A 16,724-nucleotide genomic window follows, 5' to 3' on the forward strand; every position below is an offset into this window, starting at 1 on the left:
CTATACCCCTTCAAACCGATCCCGGATTTCCGTAATCAGCCGGAAAAACTCCGGGTCATTTCGCATGCTCTGGGTACGGGGGCGCGGCAGCGGAATATCGACCACCGCGGACAATCTGCCCGGATGCGGAGACAGGACGAATACCCGATCCGATAGAAAAACGGCCTCCGGAATGCTGTGCGTCACGAACACGACCGTGCTCTGGATTTGCTTCCAGATGGCGAGCAGTTCTTCGTTCAACCGTTCTCGCGTAAATTCATCGAGTGCGGAGAAGGGTTCATCCATCAATAAAATTTCCGGCCGGATCGCCAGCGCCCGCGCGATAGCTACACGCTGCTGCATGCCTCCGCTTAATTGCCAGGGGTATCTATCGCTGAAATTTCCGAGCCCCACCAGCTCCAGCAGCTCGTCGGCTCGTCTGTTACGCTCGGCCTTGGGGATGCTCATCATTTCCAGCGGCAGGGTAATATTCGCTTTAACCGTTCGCCAGTCATACAGCACGGGGCTTTGGAACACGATGCCGTATTTTTGCGAGAGACGTGCTTCCTTTGGCGATTTGCCGGCAATTTTGACTACACCGCTTGTGGGCTGCTGCAGATCGGCCATGATTCGCAGCAGCGTCGTCTTCCCGCAGCCGGAAGGGCCGAGCAGCGAAACGAACTCCCCTGCGCCCACTTCCAGGCTTACCTGATGCAGGGCCACCACTTCGGAACCTTCCGTCCGGTAGCGCATGCTGACATTTTCCACTTCAATTTCGGGCAACAACCGGGGCCCCCCCTTTAGATGTTTTGTCTCTTTGATCCATCATTGTTTTTACATATGTGCTTTTCCGGCGCATATTGCGGTACTGCGCAGGTGGCAGATCCGCACAACTCCATAGCCGCTTAATCGTCGGCTCAAGGAGCCCCTCTTTTCGCGCCGGGTGCAGCTTCCAGCGGGCAGTATCGCGCTGCACGACGGCAGCTCATCGACCGCATGGGGCTACGCCGGTCTTGAATTGTCGGGATATCTGTTGTACGATTTAAACGATACTATACCTACTTATTTACTTGGTTTTAACTTGTAATGGTCATCATACTAAATTTATTCACGAAAGTATAATTGAAAATGGTAATCGAACTGATTAATAATCGTAAAGATGGTGACAGGGATGCAGGTTCGCTTGATTAAAACGTTTCAAACGATTGTCAGAGAGGGAAGCTTTCACCGGGCGGCGGAAGTGCTGCGGTATTCTCAGCCCACTATAACTATGCAAATCAAAAGGCTGGAAAATGAACTGGGCGTCACGTTATTCGAGCGGGGGAAAACGATGAAGCTGACGAAGGCCGGCCAATTTGTATATCATCGCGCCGGTGCCTTGCTGAAAGAATATACGGATTTCAACCGTTCCGTCGAGGAATTCCGTCAAGGGGAGGCCGGAGTCCTTCACATAGGCGCCTCGGAGCCGTCCGCCACTCAGCGGCTGCCGCAGATCCTGGCGGCCTTCCTGGAGCAGAAGCCGAATGTTCAAATCCAAATCGCCGTCGGAACTAATCAGCAATTGATGCAGATGGTGCTGGACGATCAGGTCGATTTCGCCCTCTGCCATCAGCCGGAGCCTCATCTGTTCGCCCTATGCAGACGGTCGGATGCCAATGTGGAGCTGGAGTTCCACCCGTTCGGCTTCGAGCGGTTTGTCCTGCTGCTTCCCGGGGATCATCCCCTGGCTGAAGAGCCTGAGCTTTCTTTGGAGAAGCTGGCCAAGGAGCGCTTTCTGCTGACTCCGGCGGCTTGTCCTTTCCAGATCAAGCTGGACTCGATCCTGTCACGCAAGCTGGGTATGACGCTGCAGAACCACATTGAAGTAGCCAGCATCACGGCGCTTAAGTATTACGTTCAGGCCGGGCTGGGGTTGGCCTTCGTGCCCGAGGTGGAGGCTTCCGTGCTGCCCTCCGGAACGATAGCGAGGCGGATGGATTTTCTCGAAGCCGGGCCCGAGCTCGGCATCCTTGCCCAGCGGAACACCTTCGTGAAGGACTCCATCTGCGAAGCCATGTTTGAAGTCTTCCGCCGGCATCTGGAGCAGCGGTAATTACAGGGGGCATGGGTGACCGCGAGCTTGACTGCAGGAAAACGCTGGTGCCTCCTGCCAGCCTGCAAATTAATCAGCGCACAGCCGTTCGTTGCTCGAAATCCCTTTGCGCCAAAGGAAAACTTCGGCCAGTCTTATCCGGCCAAGGCGCCCGGGTTACCCGTTATGATTTAGTAAGCCCACGGTCTGAAGACTGGTTATGGTAGCAGGGCACACCAACAAACGGCAATCAAGAATAAAAGTATGTTTATAAGCTTGTGACTAGAGCGTCACAAGCTTTTATAATCATTAAATCTATATAAATAAACATAAAGACGCGGAATCTCGAAAAAATATTGTGCATATATAATTGAAAATAAACAATTTTATTGACTGAATATTAAGAATCGTTGTATTATTACGATACACAAACGAACAATACTTGCTATGAAATGAACATAAATGAGCGAGGGGGTTGGATTTAAATCTGATTTTTTGACGAATATTAATTTGTCAGTCCGGGCGGAATTTTTATTGTACTAAAATTGAAAGCGCTTAAATTTACGGAAATGTAAACAAGGAGGAAAGAACTGTGAGAAAAGCACGTTTTTGGTCCGTTAGTATGCTTATCCCGGCCTTATTGCTGGCTGTTGTCGGCTGTTCTTCGGGGACGAACGGCAGCCCCCAGGGCAATTCCAACGGAGACTCCCAAGGCTCGGGGCAGAAGATTACGATCGAATATTGGCACGTCAATTCCAATGACTGGGGCGGTAATGAAGTCAAGAAAATTATTGATACGTTTAACGAAACGAACGAGAACATTCAAGTGGTAGGAAAGTATATTCCCAACCAATACCAAGGGGTCATCCAGCAAGCGCAGGCAGCCATTGCCGGAGGCCATCCTCCCGATGTGGCCATGATGGGCTACAATTATCTGTCCTATGTGAACGGCAACCTGCCATATACCCCAATAATGGAAGTCGCCGCGATGGATAAAGAAGAGCCTAGTTTCATACAGGACAACTTTTTGCCGAATATTGTTGAGCTAAGCAAGGCGGATGACGGCACGATAGTCGGATTATCGTACGGTCTGAGCAATCCGGTTCTTTATTACAATGCCGATATGCTTAAAGAAGTAGGCTGGGACCCGGACAGCCCGCCCAAGACTTGGGAAGAAGTCATGGAGTTAAGCGAGAAGGTGCGGGATCAGACGGGCAATTACGGGCTGTATATTCAAGAACCGCCGGATAACTGGGCCCAATACGCTCTGGTCAAATCTAACGGGGGGGATTGGCAGGAAGGCGACGGAGGGAATAGGAAGGTAGTCGTAGACTCTCCCGAAGTTGTCGAGGTTTATCAAATGATGGGAGACATGGTCAAGAACAAGCTTGCTTTCCACGCCAAACAGGAGGAAGGCCAGCAGGCATTCGGCAACGGTAAAATCGCCATGCTGTACACAACCATCGGACGGATGAAAGGCATTCAAGAGCAGAGCAATTTCGATCTTCGCACAACCACATCGCCTACGTTTGGAAACAAGCCGAGATCGATACCGGCCGGGGGCAACTCTTTGGTCGTGTTTACCAAGGATCCGGATAAGCAGAAGGCAGCATGGGAGTTTATCAAATATTTGCAGTCTCCCGAAGCATTAACCCGATGGGTGGAAGGGACCGGTTATTTGCCTCCCCGTGAAGGAGTGGCCGAAGATCCCAACGGTCTGAAGCCTTTCCTTGAATCCAATCCCTTAATGAAAGCGGCAATCGAGCAAAAAGATTCTACGGTACAATGGGCCAACTTCCCGGGGGAGAACGGACTTCAGGCGGAACAAGCGCTTATCGATGCCAGAGATCAGATTCTCAACGGAACGAGCAGTGCGCAGGATGCCATGACCAAGGCCGCAGAGCGGATCAGGGAGTTGTTGAAATAAAAGTTAGGGGAATGGGGTTCGAATAATGACGGTATTCAAAAAACTTAAACCGTATCTTTATCTGGCGCCTGCCGTCATTCCGATTGCGGTCTTCGTGTATTATCCGCTTGTGAAGTCGGTGGAAATCAGCTTTCTCAGCTGGAATATGGTGAGCCCTAACCGCAAGTGGGTAGGGCTGGACAATTACGTGCATTTGCTGACAAGCGCGGAATTTTGGAAATCGGTGTGGAACACGGGAATGTATATTGTATTGCTGCTTCTTCTTCTGCTTGTCGCCCCTTTTTTCGTAGCTTATGCGGTGACTCGGGTTCGCGGCAAAATGCAGTCGTTCTTGAAGAGCGCCATTTTCGTTCCTACCGTTCTGTCTCTGGCGGTAGCTTCCATCGTTTTCTTATGGCTGTTCAATCCGATCAGCGGTTCGGTGAACCATTTGATAGGCTTGATCGGGCTGCCGAGCGTCAATTGGCTGTCCGATCCCGGTTGGGCACTGATCTCGATCGTCATCATCACCTCATGGAAAACGTTCGGTTACCATTTTATTTTACTGTTGTCCGGTATTTTGTCCGTACCGCAGGACATCGTGGAGGCGGCCCGCATCGATGGCGTAAGCAGCAGCATGGGGCTGATCCGGAAAATTTACATCCCTCTATCCGGGGGAACGATTATGTTTGTTTTTGTTATCACCGTTGTTCTTGGCATCCAATGGTCGTTCGTGCCTATTCAGATGCTGACGAACGGCGGACCGGATCAGGCTACCACGCACTTGGTCTATACGGTTTACCAGTATGCCTTCCAATTTTTCAGAAGCGGTCTGGCCTCCGCTGTTTCGGTTCTCACCTTCATAGCTTTCAGCGGATTGATTATTTTCCAGTCATTAGTGATGGAACGGAGGGTGCACTATGAAAATTAGTTTCAACTGGTGGCACCTGCTGCTCATCGTTGCACTGCTGCTCAGCTTCTTTCCGCTCATTTGGATGGTCAGCACTTCTTTGAAGGAAACAGGACAAATCTTTAGCGATTTTCTCAATCCGATCCCTCTGCCGATAACGTTTGAACATTTCCAACATGTTATGGTTAGTTCACCTATGTCCCGGTTTGTGTTCAATTCGTTCATTGTCGCAGCGGCGGCTACGATCTTTCAGGTGTTAACGAGCATATTGGCGGCCTATGCGTTAACCCAATTCGAGTTCAGGGGCAGATATGCGCTGTTCTACATTATCGTGGCCAGCATGCTGATTCCCGTCTTGGTAACGATGCTGCCGAACTATTTGCTGCTCAGCAGATGGGGGCTTCTCAACAGCTATGCCGCTATTATTTTGCCGCAGCTGGCTAATGGGATGGGTGTTTTTTTCCTGAGGCAGTCGTTCCGCACCATTCCCAAAGCACTGCTGGAGTCGGCGCAGGTGGAAGGGGCCAGTGACTGGCAGCGCATGTGGCTCATTGTCGTTCCGGCCGTCCGGCCGATGATCGTGGCGATTGGGATTATCTTTTTTATCAATGTTTGGAACGAGTATTTCTGGCCTTTGATGGTCATTAACGATGAGAACATGTTCACGATTCCTCTGGCCCTGCAGCTATTTATTAACTCGGAAGGGGGAACCTCTTGGGGGCCGATGATGGCTGTCGCCACTCTGGCGTCCATTCCGCCTGTGCTCGCCTTTTTGCTTGTGCAGAAGCATATCATCAGCAGCTTTCTGAGTGCCGGTGTGAAATAATAGTGAAACGGGAGGCAACTTTATGAACGGCAAAGTATGGCTTATAAAAACGGTATTTTCTGTTTTAAGTGTACTGCTTGCAGCTTCCGGACTTGTTGTTTCACCTAAGGACCAGATCGTGTACGCCAGTGAGAGGGTGGTCGGACAATCCCTCTGGATTACGGAAATTATGTATGATGCCCCCGGCAGTGACAATGGAGCCGAATATGTGGAGATTTCCAATGCGGGACAGGAGCCTCTCGATATAAGCGGATACTATATCGGGGATGCGGCAGCGAAGGGCGCCAACGAAGGGATGTACCGGTTTCCGCAAGGAACCGTCATCGGAGCCGGGGAGTCGGTAGTGATCACCCAATCAGCGATCATTACCCGTGAAAGATACGGCTTTACCGCCGATTTTGAACTTCCCATGCATGCAACCTACAATCCTCGGCCGGATCCGAATGTCCCGGATATGCTGGCGGATAATGTCTGGGGGAAAGGATACCTCAGTCTGGCCCAGGGGGGCGACGATATATTGTTGATGGATAACAATCAACAGGTCATCGATTATGTCCCCTATATTATCGAGAGGAAGCTGAACGGAGTTACCTACAAGGCGGCTCCAACGATGACTTAGCATGTCCAGTCCCTGCAGCGGATATATACTACCGGCGACGCATCGATAGATTTCTGGCCGCTTGCGCCGACACCCAAGTCCTATGAATTTCGAAGCGACGAACCGCATCCGTTCTCCGGTCCAGTGATCAGTCGTTCCCTGCTGATTACGGAAGTTCTGTATGACGCGATTCACGATGAAGATACCGGGGAATTCATTGAAATTACGAATGTCGGCGATGATGTGATCGATATAAGCGGCTACCACATTGGCGATTCCGAGTTCCCGAGAGTGGGCAGTGCCGGGGAAGGAATGTTCAAATTTCCCGAGGGAACCTTGATCGAGCCGTATCAGGTGATCGTCGTAGCGGGCAATGCCCAAGGGATTAAAGCCAGGTACGGCGTTACTCCGGATTTTGAATTGGATGATTCCATGCCGGAGGTTCCGACTCTGAAGAAAAATACGGCTTGGGCGGACGGTACAGTCCGGCTGGCGAATGCCGGCGATCAGGCTCTGCTTTTCGACCGGGATATGCAAATTATCGATGCGGTGGTCTGGAAAGATCCGGCGCCATTCCCGGGGGTTACCCCTTACGATACGACGATATTTGGAAATAACGGGCATTCGATCGAAAGGTTGAATGAAATCGATACGAATAATTGTGCGATCGATTTTGTCGCCCAGCCTAACCCTTCTCCGGGTGTGATTCTATTCGGGCCATATGCCGATGAAAGCCGTATTCCGGACAGAACGCTGCGGGAAGACGTCCTGGCTGCGCGGGAGCCTGCCAACGGCCTTGTTGTATCGCCTACGATTGTGGCCTATGGCGGCGATGCAGTCAATGCACCGGAAAATACCCTGGCCGCAGTCGACAAGCTGCTCGAAACCGAGGCCGCCCACATTATGCTTCCTGTCCGGGAAACATCCGATGGCTACCTGGTCTTGATGAAGGACCATACGTTGAATCGGACTACCAATGGAAAGGGCCGTGTCGATAAGAACACGTGGGAGACAATCCGGGCGCTGGACGCAGGAAGCTGGTTCTCTCCGCAATTCGCAGGGGAGCGGGTGCCTCTTCTATCCGAAGTGTTGGATAGGATAGAAGGCAAGCTGATCCCGGTTATTAAGGCGGATAGTGCGGAAACGGCGGCCAAGGTGGTGCAGCTGCTGGAGGAGAAACAAATGCTCGATGCCCTCATCGTCTCAGAGAATGAGCATGTGGTCGCCGGTGTGCGGGAAATGAACCGTGAATTGCGCGGAGGAATTATCTACGGGAACCATCCTTTAAACAAGGCGCAGCTTCAGAAGATCGTGTTAGCGGCACGCAAAAGCGGTGCTTCCGTCGTCATGCTGGATCACAGCAGGCTAACGGCCGACAGCATTCATTACTTGCGTATTCGCGGAATCACGGTATGGGGCATGAGCAGGCAGGAAGAGAAGGCAGCTCATGATTTGATTGCGATAGGGGCTGCCGGACTAGTAACGGAAAATCCCCGCGACGCCATTGCTTCGTTAAGCCAGTACGATGAAAAGACCGTCACCCAGCGTCCCCTTATCGGAGGTCATCGCGGCTCCCTCGATCAAGTGCCGGAGAATACGATGCCCGCATTTGAGCAAGCTTGGCTGGCAGGGGCCGATTTTATCGAAACCGACATACTGGAAACCAAGGATGGGCATCTCATTCTGATGCATGATGATAATGTGGACCGGACGACGGACGGAACCGGGAAGGTCAGGGATAAGACATTGGCTGAAATGAAACAGCTGAACGCCAACTATATCCAGCCATCGGACCCGGTCCAGGTACCGACGCTTATAGAATTACTGGAATGGGTCAATTCCAAGAAGAAGACGAGAGAAATGGCCTTGTTCCTGGAAATTAAAGCGCCCCATCTGGAACAAAAAATCATTGATCTTGTTAAGAGCTACGGTTTGGAACAAGATGTATTTATCATCACATTCCGCTTGGAGGAACTAAAGACGGTCCGCCAGCTGAACAAGGAGATCGGACTGGTCTATATCCATAACGGTCCGGCGCCCGTGGAAAATCCGCTTGGCCATGCGGATAAATTTATAAGGGAAGCGGTGAGGGAGAACGTCCATTTCAATCCTTCCAATTCCATGACTCCGGAAATGCTGGATTATGTGAAACACCGGGGGCTTGTCACTTTTGCCTGGCCGATAAGTGACGTGACTGATAATCCGAACGATTATGCCGGTGTACCGGTTGCGGTAGAAGCCCCCGATCAGTTGACGATGAAGGTAGGCGAGTCCGCTTCGATATCCGGGTCCGTGCAATATCGGTCATACACCGGGCAGCCAGCTCCCTTGTTCATCCGGCCCCTGGATCCGGAATCCCAGTTGATCGCCGTAGGCGAAGACGGAACAAGCATGACCGCGCTGGCCGAAGGCCAAGCCTGGGTCCAAGCTTATTACCGGTACGAATTTGCCGATGAGCAGTGGATGCTGGTTGCCAGGCCGACTAAAATCAATATTAGGCCATAGTAGAATTAAAAACCTCCGGATGACCGCCTTTTCGGTCTTCCGGAGGTTTTTTTGAAGAAATATAAGTTTCACCTTATACCCGTTCTTATATTCCATCGGTAAACGCGCCTGTCCAAAGGGGCGATAGCCGTTTATCCTTGCCCTATTAGAAAGTTTAAGTGCATTAAAGCAATAAATGAAACAACTTTCTAATCGGCATAAAAAGCTTCCGCTAAAGATGGATTCAACAACTTCTTCGAAAAGGCTTCGTTAGAAGCTTTTTTTTAAAAGTGGGAAATTGGCGAAAAGTCTCGATTCTAAGTGTACTTTTTCCATTTAGACGCGCCATTCCGTTTGCCCGGCACCATCAGATGGTGAAAATGGATGGATTTTCAAGGTAGAATAAGAGTTGAATTGCTTCAATAATGTGAAATTTGAAAACTAAATGGATTTCATACAGTTAGATTTCTATATTCGGAAGAAATATGGAAACTAACTGGAAAACCTACAGCTAGTTTGCGCCAAAACAGCCGTTTCGCCCAAAGTTGCCCATTTTAACTGTAGTTTATCCAGTTAGTTTGATCATTTTCGCCCATTCGCTTGAATCTACCTGTACAAAATACAGTTAGACGTGCCGCTCCGCTTGCAACGATGCCTGCAGACGGTAAAATAGACGGATTTTCAAGGTAGTTTAATCATTTTCTATCGTTCACTTCATTTTACCTGCATAAATGCAGTTAGCTGCTGCAAATGAAGGGGAATCCAAGGAGAGCAGATCACGATATGGTACTTCTTTATTACCCGGATATCTAAGGATTACAACGATACAAGTAAAAGTCTTAGCAACTAGCTATCCTCTACAATTGTTACCGAACGTGTTATTAAATAATTATCTCAAGGCTGCCATCAATTAAGATGCGGGCCTAATTTTCTGACCTAAATGTTAGTAAAGGGAGAAAGTAATGTGAGATCAAACTCATTGAATTAAGCACTAATTTGTCGGTTACGCTGCGCGTAACCTTACGTTTTAAAGGTATTTACTAAATATCTGCTTAGGCTTGATTGCACCAACTAGCTAAAGATAATTCAGCAGTCTGGACCTTTTCCACATTGAATTTCCAGGAGGTTTTTTGTCAAGGCTCCTACTTGAATGAACATTTCTTTATAATAAAGCGGGTTTACTATAAAACCTTCAATAAACTTACTATTTTGGTATAAGGACAAATATAAGTTATCATGGAGGACATATAGCGATAGGCCATCGCTTTTCATATTAAGAATATTTATGGGTTCAAAAAAACGAATTACAATATAATCATCCAAAATTTCGGAAAGATTTGGGTCTGATAAAATAAGATTATTGTCGATTTCCGTTTTATCTCTAGAAGAAAAACGCTCTTGTAAATTATCATAATGGAATATGTCCAAGAGTAAAACCAACATATACAAATCATAGTTTGATAGTCCACTTCCTCCCCTTCCCGAATGAGCATAATGTTCAACTAATTCGTTCTGTTCGTCAAATGGTAATTTAAGAAACTCCAAAAATTCTGTTTCTTTTACAGGGTTTTTCTCATCATGTTCACCTAATCTATTTTTCATTTCTAGAAGTATACTATTGTTTTCTTTAGTTAGAGAAGTTAGTTCATCATATTTTATTTGGAGATCGATTAATTCTTGATTAATCGTTCTATCCTTACAACCAGCAAATGTAAGAACAATCATTAAAATCAACAGTAATTGCAATAATTTTTTAACCATATAGGCACCACCTCCAAAACAAGATTATTACCGACAGGTACTTCGACGACGGGAAAAATTCCTTACGCGAAGATTTTAAACTGCAGCAAATTTTTATATCTTCGACTCTGTTAAAACGACATGATGATCGGGTAGGATCAAAGCCGTTTATGGGAATACCTACTGCTTGCCATACAGGATAAGGAAACCTCTGGATGACTGTGTTTCGGCCTGCCAGAGGTTTTTATGAAATAGGAATGAGTTATTTTTACTTTTAAACAGAGGAGCGGGCATCTAAGAAGAAAGTGCTTCTGATCTCCTCACCTCAACTCATAGAACATCATGGTCCACGTAACGTTCTCCGTTCATTTCGCTGATCACATTGATGGCTACCTTGGCACCGTCACCTGCGGTAATGATCGTATGTACACTAACTCCCGCACAAGTGCCTGCGGCCCAGATGCCGTCGATGTTTGTTTTTCCGCTGGAGTCCACCTGAATGATGGTTTTCACACGCGGCTCCGTACCGGGCACCGTCTTGATTCCGCTTTTTTCCGCGAGGTCGGTTAAGAAGCCGGTAGCCAGTATGACGTGCTTGGCCGGATAGGAACCGTTTTCGGAATGAATGATGAAGCCTTCCTCCGATTTGGCAATTTCGACGGCTTTGTCGCGAACATATTCGGCTCCGAATGCTGCGGCTTGCTTGTTACCCACTTCAACTAGATCGGGTCCCTTAATGTCTTCCACACCGTAATGATTCTTGACCCAGGCCCGCCGCGTGACCCCTTGATCATTATCGATCACCAGTGTTTTCTTGCCGGATTTGGCAGCGAATATGGCAGCGCTTGCTCCCGCAGGTCCGGATCCAATAACGGCAATATCGTACATATTCATTGGCTCCTTTCTATTTATGAACTGAGTATGGCAGTACAATCTGATTTTACCATATCTAGAATTTTTATGGTTTTTATTTCCTGAATCTTTTTGAAGATAAGCTGCACTTCTATTACCTTACCGGCTGTCTGATAATGCTCCATAAAAATGTGTTATACTGTATATGATATAAGCAATTTCGTGGAGGCTGAACCCATGCAAGATGAAGATCGCAAGGACAACGAAGCCATGCAAAACCTGCCGCGCGGCATAGCCCTCAGTTGGGGGTTGGAAAAGGAGCCTCAGCGGGGACCGAAGCGCGAGCTTAGCATCCGGAAAATTGTCGATACTGCTATCCGGATTGCGGACAAGGATGGACTATCTGCGGTTTCCATGAACCGTGTTGCGGCTTCGCTGGGGTATACGGCGATGTCCTTATACAGATACATTCCGAGCAAGGAAGATTTATTGCTCCTTATGCAGGACGCAGTGTGCGATATCCCCATTCCGCCCGAGGAGAAGGATGAGGATTGGAAAACCGGCATGCGGGAGTATGTACAAGCTTGCATCCAGATTTTGCGGGAACACCCTTGGTTTTTTGACATTCCGATTACAGGGGAACCATATACCCCCAATATCCTTCAAATTGTCGAGTGGGGACTTCGGATCATGCGTCATTGTCCGTTAAGTGATCATGAGAAGATGTCCATCGTGCTGTTGTTAAACAGTTACGCCCGATCTTGGGGAGGAATTATCCGGGATATAGATAAGGCGGTTCAAGCAGGCAGCCGTTCTGCTGCCCCAAGCACATCAGATATACATAATGCGCTTAAGTATTTAGTGACCCAAGAACAATTCCCCCAGCTTTATGCAATGGTGAAATCAGGCACGTATGCCGGGGAGAATGAGTCGGATGATGGAAGCAACGACTTCGAATTTGGATTGGAACGAATTCTGGACGGGATTGAGTACTACCTTAATCAAAGACAAGCGGAAAATGGAAAATAGACCGGCTGTCTCAAAGTGTTCGCAACGGGGACGTCCTGAACCGGCAAAACTGCGAAAACGAGAAAAAGAGTAAGGCCAGTGGTATATCGCTGCCCACGGGACACAAGGGAAAGTCAACCGTCCCTTAAGCATGAAGGTCGCATTCGGACTCGTTAGGACGTCGCAAAGTCGCTAAGACGCAAAGACGAGCAATAGTACATTGAAATCCTGCCTTTTACCAAAAAAAGAGCGAAAGACGCTCAAATGTGCAGGTCTTTTCTCACAAAATGGAGCGATTTCGCAAAAATCTCTCCAAAGACCTGCATTATCGCTTTAGAATAAGGCAGTGCGCGGCTTTTTTCCAAAAAGACCTGCAGTTTTGCTCGTCTTTTACACTATCCGATCAGATGACCGAGGCTGGGGTTGTCCCCTAAACCCGGTGTTAAAGGCAGCTTTTTATGTCCATTAGAAAAGACCTCGAACCCACTCCATGGCGGGATTTGAGGTCTTTTTGCTTCATATTAGAGACGTGGCCGTATGTTATGCGAACCCAGCTCATACTTGACAGGACTCTTCATGCAAGAGGGTCATTAACGGCGCCCTGCTTTTCGCTGAAATGCCCGGATGCTCCATACGAGAGAAATAAGAATGATAAGCACGCACCATCCGATAGCCCACCAGACTTGATTGCCTATCGGGGTTCCGGTGAGCAGCCCGCGGATGGTTTCGATCACCGGAGTAATAGGCTGATGATTAGCGATCCACTGCAATCCGTCCGGCATCGTCTCCGTCGGGACGAATGCGCTGGACAGATAGGGAAGAAAGAGCAGGATGAAGCCGTAACCATTGGCGGCGGATGTGCTTCCCGCGACTAATCCGATCGCTGCGTACAGCCATGTGAGCGCCAGGATAAACAATAAGATGATGGCCAGGGCGCCAATCCATTCAAGCACATTTGCGGTAGGGCGAAACCCTACGATGAAAGCAACACCGATAACCACCAGGGTGGCAAGCAGGTTGCGCGCCAGACTTACGATAATATGTCCGGTGATGACGCCTGAGCTGCTGACCGGCATCGTCCGGAATCGGTCAATGATTCCGTTCGTCATGTCTTGGGCTACACTTACCGCCGTACCGGCCGACCCGAAGCCGGCACATAACAAAATGATGCCCGGAACGACATAATTGACATAATTGCCGCTGGCATCCAGCGCTCCGCCGAAGACGTAGGTAAACAGGAGCATGAGCAGGATCGGGAGCAATAGGGCCATAATCAATGCCTCAACGTCGCGCAGGGAAAGACGGAGGCTGCGTCCGATGAACGCAAGATGAGCAGCTCCGAAAGAAGCTTTTTTGGACGGATTTATCGAAATATTCATCTTTTACACCGCCTCCTTCTTGTCCTCGGACGTCAATTCGAGAAAGACATCATCCATACTGGGCCGGCGAATGCTGATTTTGGTTGCATCAGGAACCGTACCGGCCAGCTCTCCAAGCGCCCGCATAACCCCTTGAATACTTCCGCAGGTAGGAATGCTGCGGATCAGTTCATCCTTGTCATTGCGCAGCTCAATCACCTCTTCGCTTACGCGGGATTTAAGCTCCTTGACCGTTCCGGAGGCTGCGACCTTCCCCTTATGAATCACCGCAATCCTATCCGCCAATTGATCGGCTTCTTCCAAATACTGTGTTGTCAGGAAAATCGTCATCCCCTGCTCTTTGAGCTGCGTGATGATGTCCCACAGGGTGCGCCGGCTGTTCGTATCCAGTCCGGTCGTCGGTTCGTCCAGAAATAATATGGGGCGGCTGACCACCAGGCTGATGGCGAGATCCAGGCGCCGCCGCATGCCGCCTGAGTAGGTTTTGACATACTTGCGGGCGGCTGCCGTCAGATCGAAGGCTTGCAGCAGCTCGTCGGCGCGGGCCCGGGATTCCGCTGCGGTCAGTCCCGAAAGTCTGCCGATCATGCGCAGATTCTCCTCTGCCGTCAGCATCTCATCAACGGCTGCATACTGGCCGGTGAGACTGATGGACTGCTTTACCTTACTCTTCTGGGCAGTGAGATCATATCCTCCCACCTTGACGGTCCCGGCGTCGGGAGCCACTAAGGTAGACAGAATATGGATGAGTGTAGTTTTGCCGGCTCCGTTAGGGCCTAGCAAGGCAAATACAGTACCTTTCTGTACCGAAAGATCAATGCCGTCCAGAACAACCTGTTGACCGAATGCTTTGCGCAGTCCGACTACTTCAATAGCTAACGAACTCATTGCATTCCCCTTTCTGTATATATCATATACCGTTTATGGTATAAACAGTATATGATATATACAATTGAATATCAAGGTTTTTTTGTGCATTTGCAGAGGCGCCTCCATCAAAGTGCCGTTCTTCCCGGTGCGCCGCGGCTTCTCATTTTCAAGTACGCAATGTCCCGTCCGGAAGAATATTAAAATATGGCTTAAACGGTTTGAATTATGACCTGCATCGGCTTCTCCAATCGGGTATTTTTCAAAATAGGAGTTCGCTCCGGCTCTTGTAGCCGGCGGCCGTCTATTAAATGGATATGGGGAGGGAATGGATATTGAAAGTATTGGCGATCGGGGCTCACCCGGATGATATTGAAATTTCCTGTGCAGGAACGCTGGCCAAGATGGTCGAGGCCGGTCATGAAGTGGTGTTGTGTCATGCCAGCGACGGGGATAAAGGTCATTACGAAATCCCTGCTTCGGAGCTGGTGCCCATTCGCAGACGAGAGGCCGAGCAGGCCGGGGCTGTCATTGGCAGCCGTGTCGTTTCGCTGGGGCTCCGGGATGGGGAAATTTGGCCGGAGCAAGAGGAGATCCGTCTGAAATTCATCGACTTGATGTGCACGGTTCAACCTGATCTCGTGATCACACATGCTCCTAACGATTATATGCCAGACCACAATGCATTAAGCCGAATCGTCTTCGATACGACGTTCCTGGCCACGCTGCCCGGTGCATCCCGGCAGCACAAGCCCGCTGCGAAGGTGCCCGCATTGTATTACATGGACAATTTGTCGGGGATTGATTTTCAGCCGACTCTCTATGTGGATATTACGGCAACGTTCGGCACCAAGCTTGAAATGCTGAAGAAGCACCAGAGCCAATTGGTCTGGCTCAAAAACCATGACAACGTAGATATTCTGGACAGCGTGATGACGATGAACAAATTCCGCGGAATGCAGGCCGGATGTGCGTATGCCGAAGGATTTATTCAGCATATGGCCTGGAGCAGGCCAAACGCTGTCCGATTTCCGGTTTGATAAGAGAACATGAGAGGAGAAGGGCGGACATGATACGTTTTGCAGTGGTGGGTACGGGATGGGTCGCGAAGGAGTATATGAAGGCGATTCGCTCGAACCGGGAGGCTGAATTGTACGCCGTGGTGACCGGCGATGCCGAACGGGCAGGGAACCGGTTGGCGGAGCTGGGAATGGAAGCGCGCATCTATACGAATTACGAAGAGATGATCAAGGAACCGAACATAGATGCCGTTATCCTATGCTCGACCCCCGATGTGCGCCCTGATCAGGCCAAGCTGGCGGCAAGGAATGGCAAGCATCTGGTGCTGGAGAAACCTTTGGCCATGAACATGGAGGCCATGAGGCAGATGGCTCCGGCGATAGAAGAGTCGGGGATAACGGCCATCGCGAGCTTCGTGCTGCGCTGGAATCCGGCCATCGAGATGATCAGAGCACTAATCCGGGATGATGCCGTCGGACGTATTTTCATGGCCCAAATCGATTATTGGAACCATATCGGCCCGCAATTTCCCCAGTACCGGTGGAGCACCAAGACAGAGCTTGGCGGCAGCAGCATGCTGTCGGCCGGATGCCATGCCGTGGATGCACTGAGATATTTTGCGGGCGATATCGTCGAAGTAACGGCCTATAGCTGTGCTACGCGTGCGGATTCCGACTACGAATTCGATCCGAATGTAATAGCTCTCTTCAAGCTGAAGAATGGCGGGATCGGCAAAGTATCCTCTTCCCTGGAGTGCAGGACGCCCTATAAATTTAACATTCACCTTCTGGGGGACAAGGGAACAATCATGAATAACCGGGTATTCAGCGACAAGTTTCCAGGACAAACGGATTTCGCCACCTTCCCGGTCGTTTTGCCGGAAAGCGGTGATGTATCGCATCAGCCTTTCGAGATGGAAATTGCTGAATTCGTGGAGGCTGTCCAAACCAAGAGACCGACCCGATGCGATTTTAAAGATGCGTACAAATCGATGGAAGTATGCTTTGCTATAGACCGGTCCATCGCTACGGGCGAGAAAATTTCGCTCGAAGCTTGAGTCCCCTTGGCCTTGCTTGCTCTTACG

Annotated in this window: 14 protein-coding genes; 9 read left to right on the forward strand and 5 right to left on the reverse strand. The window is 49.6% G+C overall.

The features are described from left to right. The gene (locus ACTHRH_RS06410; protein ID WP_379288029.1) at positions 1-732 is read right to left on the reverse strand and encodes an ABC transporter ATP-binding protein; all 732 of its coding nucleotides are present in this window, start codon (positions 730-732) and stop codon (positions 1-3) included. Positions 733-1,162: 430 nt separating this feature from the next. Here ACTHRH_RS06410 and ACTHRH_RS06415 point away from each other — a divergent pair, with 430 nt between their 5' ends. From ACTHRH_RS06415 to ACTHRH_RS06440, 6 genes are all read left to right on the forward strand, one after another. Further along, the gene (locus ACTHRH_RS06415) at positions 1,163-2,071 is read left to right on the forward strand and encodes a LysR family transcriptional regulator (RefSeq protein WP_191964307.1); all 909 of its coding nucleotides are present in this window, start codon (positions 1,163-1,165) and stop codon (positions 2,069-2,071) included. A gap of 571 nt (positions 2,072-2,642) precedes the next feature. Next, positions 2,643-3,977 (forward strand): ABC transporter substrate-binding protein, encoded by a 1,335-nt coding sequence (locus ACTHRH_RS06420; RefSeq protein WP_440414661.1) that lies wholly within the window; start codon positions 2,643-2,645, stop codon positions 3,975-3,977. 25 nt (positions 3,978-4,002) lie between these two features. Then, positions 4,003-4,887, forward strand: a complete 885-nt coding sequence (locus tag ACTHRH_RS06425; protein ID WP_440414663.1) for a carbohydrate ABC transporter permease — start codon at positions 4,003-4,005, stop codon at positions 4,885-4,887. Beyond that, positions 4,877-5,692, forward strand: coding sequence for a carbohydrate ABC transporter permease (locus ACTHRH_RS06430; RefSeq protein ID WP_144940532.1), 816 nt, complete (start codon positions 4,877-4,879; stop codon positions 5,690-5,692). The genes ACTHRH_RS06425 and ACTHRH_RS06430 overlap by 11 nt, the downstream gene beginning before the upstream one ends. Before the next feature lie 22 nt (positions 5,693-5,714). Next, the gene (locus ACTHRH_RS06435; RefSeq protein ID WP_440414666.1) at positions 5,715-6,311 is read left to right on the forward strand and encodes a lamin tail domain-containing protein; all 597 of its coding nucleotides are present in this window, start codon (positions 5,715-5,717) and stop codon (positions 6,309-6,311) included. A gap of 123 nt (positions 6,312-6,434) precedes the next feature. Next, positions 6,435-8,795, forward strand: coding sequence for a glycerophosphodiester phosphodiesterase family protein (locus ACTHRH_RS06440; protein WP_440414668.1), 2,361 nt, complete (start codon positions 6,435-6,437; stop codon positions 8,793-8,795). Between the two features lie 1,065 nt (positions 8,796-9,860). Here ACTHRH_RS06440 and ACTHRH_RS06445 read toward each other — a convergent pair. Together ACTHRH_RS06445 and ACTHRH_RS06450 are read right to left on the reverse strand one after the other, a co-directional pair. Beyond that, a complete protein-coding gene (locus tag ACTHRH_RS06445; RefSeq protein ID WP_440414670.1) occupies positions 9,861-10,535 on the reverse strand; it encodes a hypothetical protein in 675 nt (224 codons plus the stop codon). 309 nt (positions 10,536-10,844) lie between these two features. Continuing rightward, positions 10,845-11,402: an FAD-dependent oxidoreductase gene (locus ACTHRH_RS06450; protein ID WP_150959454.1), complete on the reverse strand. Its 558-nt coding sequence runs from the start codon at positions 11,400-11,402 to the stop codon at positions 10,845-10,847. A 201-nt stretch (positions 11,403-11,603) separates the two neighbouring features. Here ACTHRH_RS06450 and ACTHRH_RS06455 point away from each other — a divergent pair, with 201 nt between their 5' ends. After that, positions 11,604-12,395, forward strand: coding sequence for a TetR/AcrR family transcriptional regulator (locus ACTHRH_RS06455; protein WP_144937927.1), 792 nt, complete (start codon positions 11,604-11,606; stop codon positions 12,393-12,395). 569 nt (positions 12,396-12,964) lie between these two features. On the opposite strand, the gene ACTHRH_RS06460 is transcribed toward ACTHRH_RS06455, so the two are convergent. After that, on the reverse strand, positions 12,965-13,753 hold the full coding sequence (locus tag ACTHRH_RS06460) for an ABC transporter permease (protein ID WP_440414672.1): 789 nt from the start codon (positions 13,751-13,753) through the stop codon (positions 12,965-12,967). Positions 13,754-13,756: 3 nt separating this feature from the next. Beyond that, positions 13,757-14,641, reverse strand: coding sequence for an ATP-binding cassette domain-containing protein (locus ACTHRH_RS06465; protein WP_379287893.1), 885 nt, complete (start codon positions 14,639-14,641; stop codon positions 13,757-13,759). Positions 14,642-14,955: 314 nt separating this feature from the next. Here ACTHRH_RS06465 and ACTHRH_RS06470 point away from each other — a divergent pair, with 314 nt between their 5' ends. After that, positions 14,956-15,660, forward strand: coding sequence for a PIG-L deacetylase family protein (locus ACTHRH_RS06470; RefSeq protein WP_191964308.1), 705 nt, complete (start codon positions 14,956-14,958; stop codon positions 15,658-15,660). Between the two features lie 29 nt (positions 15,661-15,689). Continuing rightward, entirely contained in the window at positions 15,690-16,697 is a 1,008-nt protein-coding gene (locus tag ACTHRH_RS06475; protein ID WP_379287891.1) for a Gfo/Idh/MocA family protein, read from the forward strand. The last annotated feature ends 27 nt before the right edge of the window (positions 16,698-16,724 follow it).

Origin of the sequence: Paenibacillus sp. SAFN-117, assembly GCF_051966115.1 — a bacterium.
Lineage (GTDB): Bacteria > Bacillota > Bacilli > Paenibacillales > NBRC-103111 > Paenibacillus_L > Paenibacillus_L residui.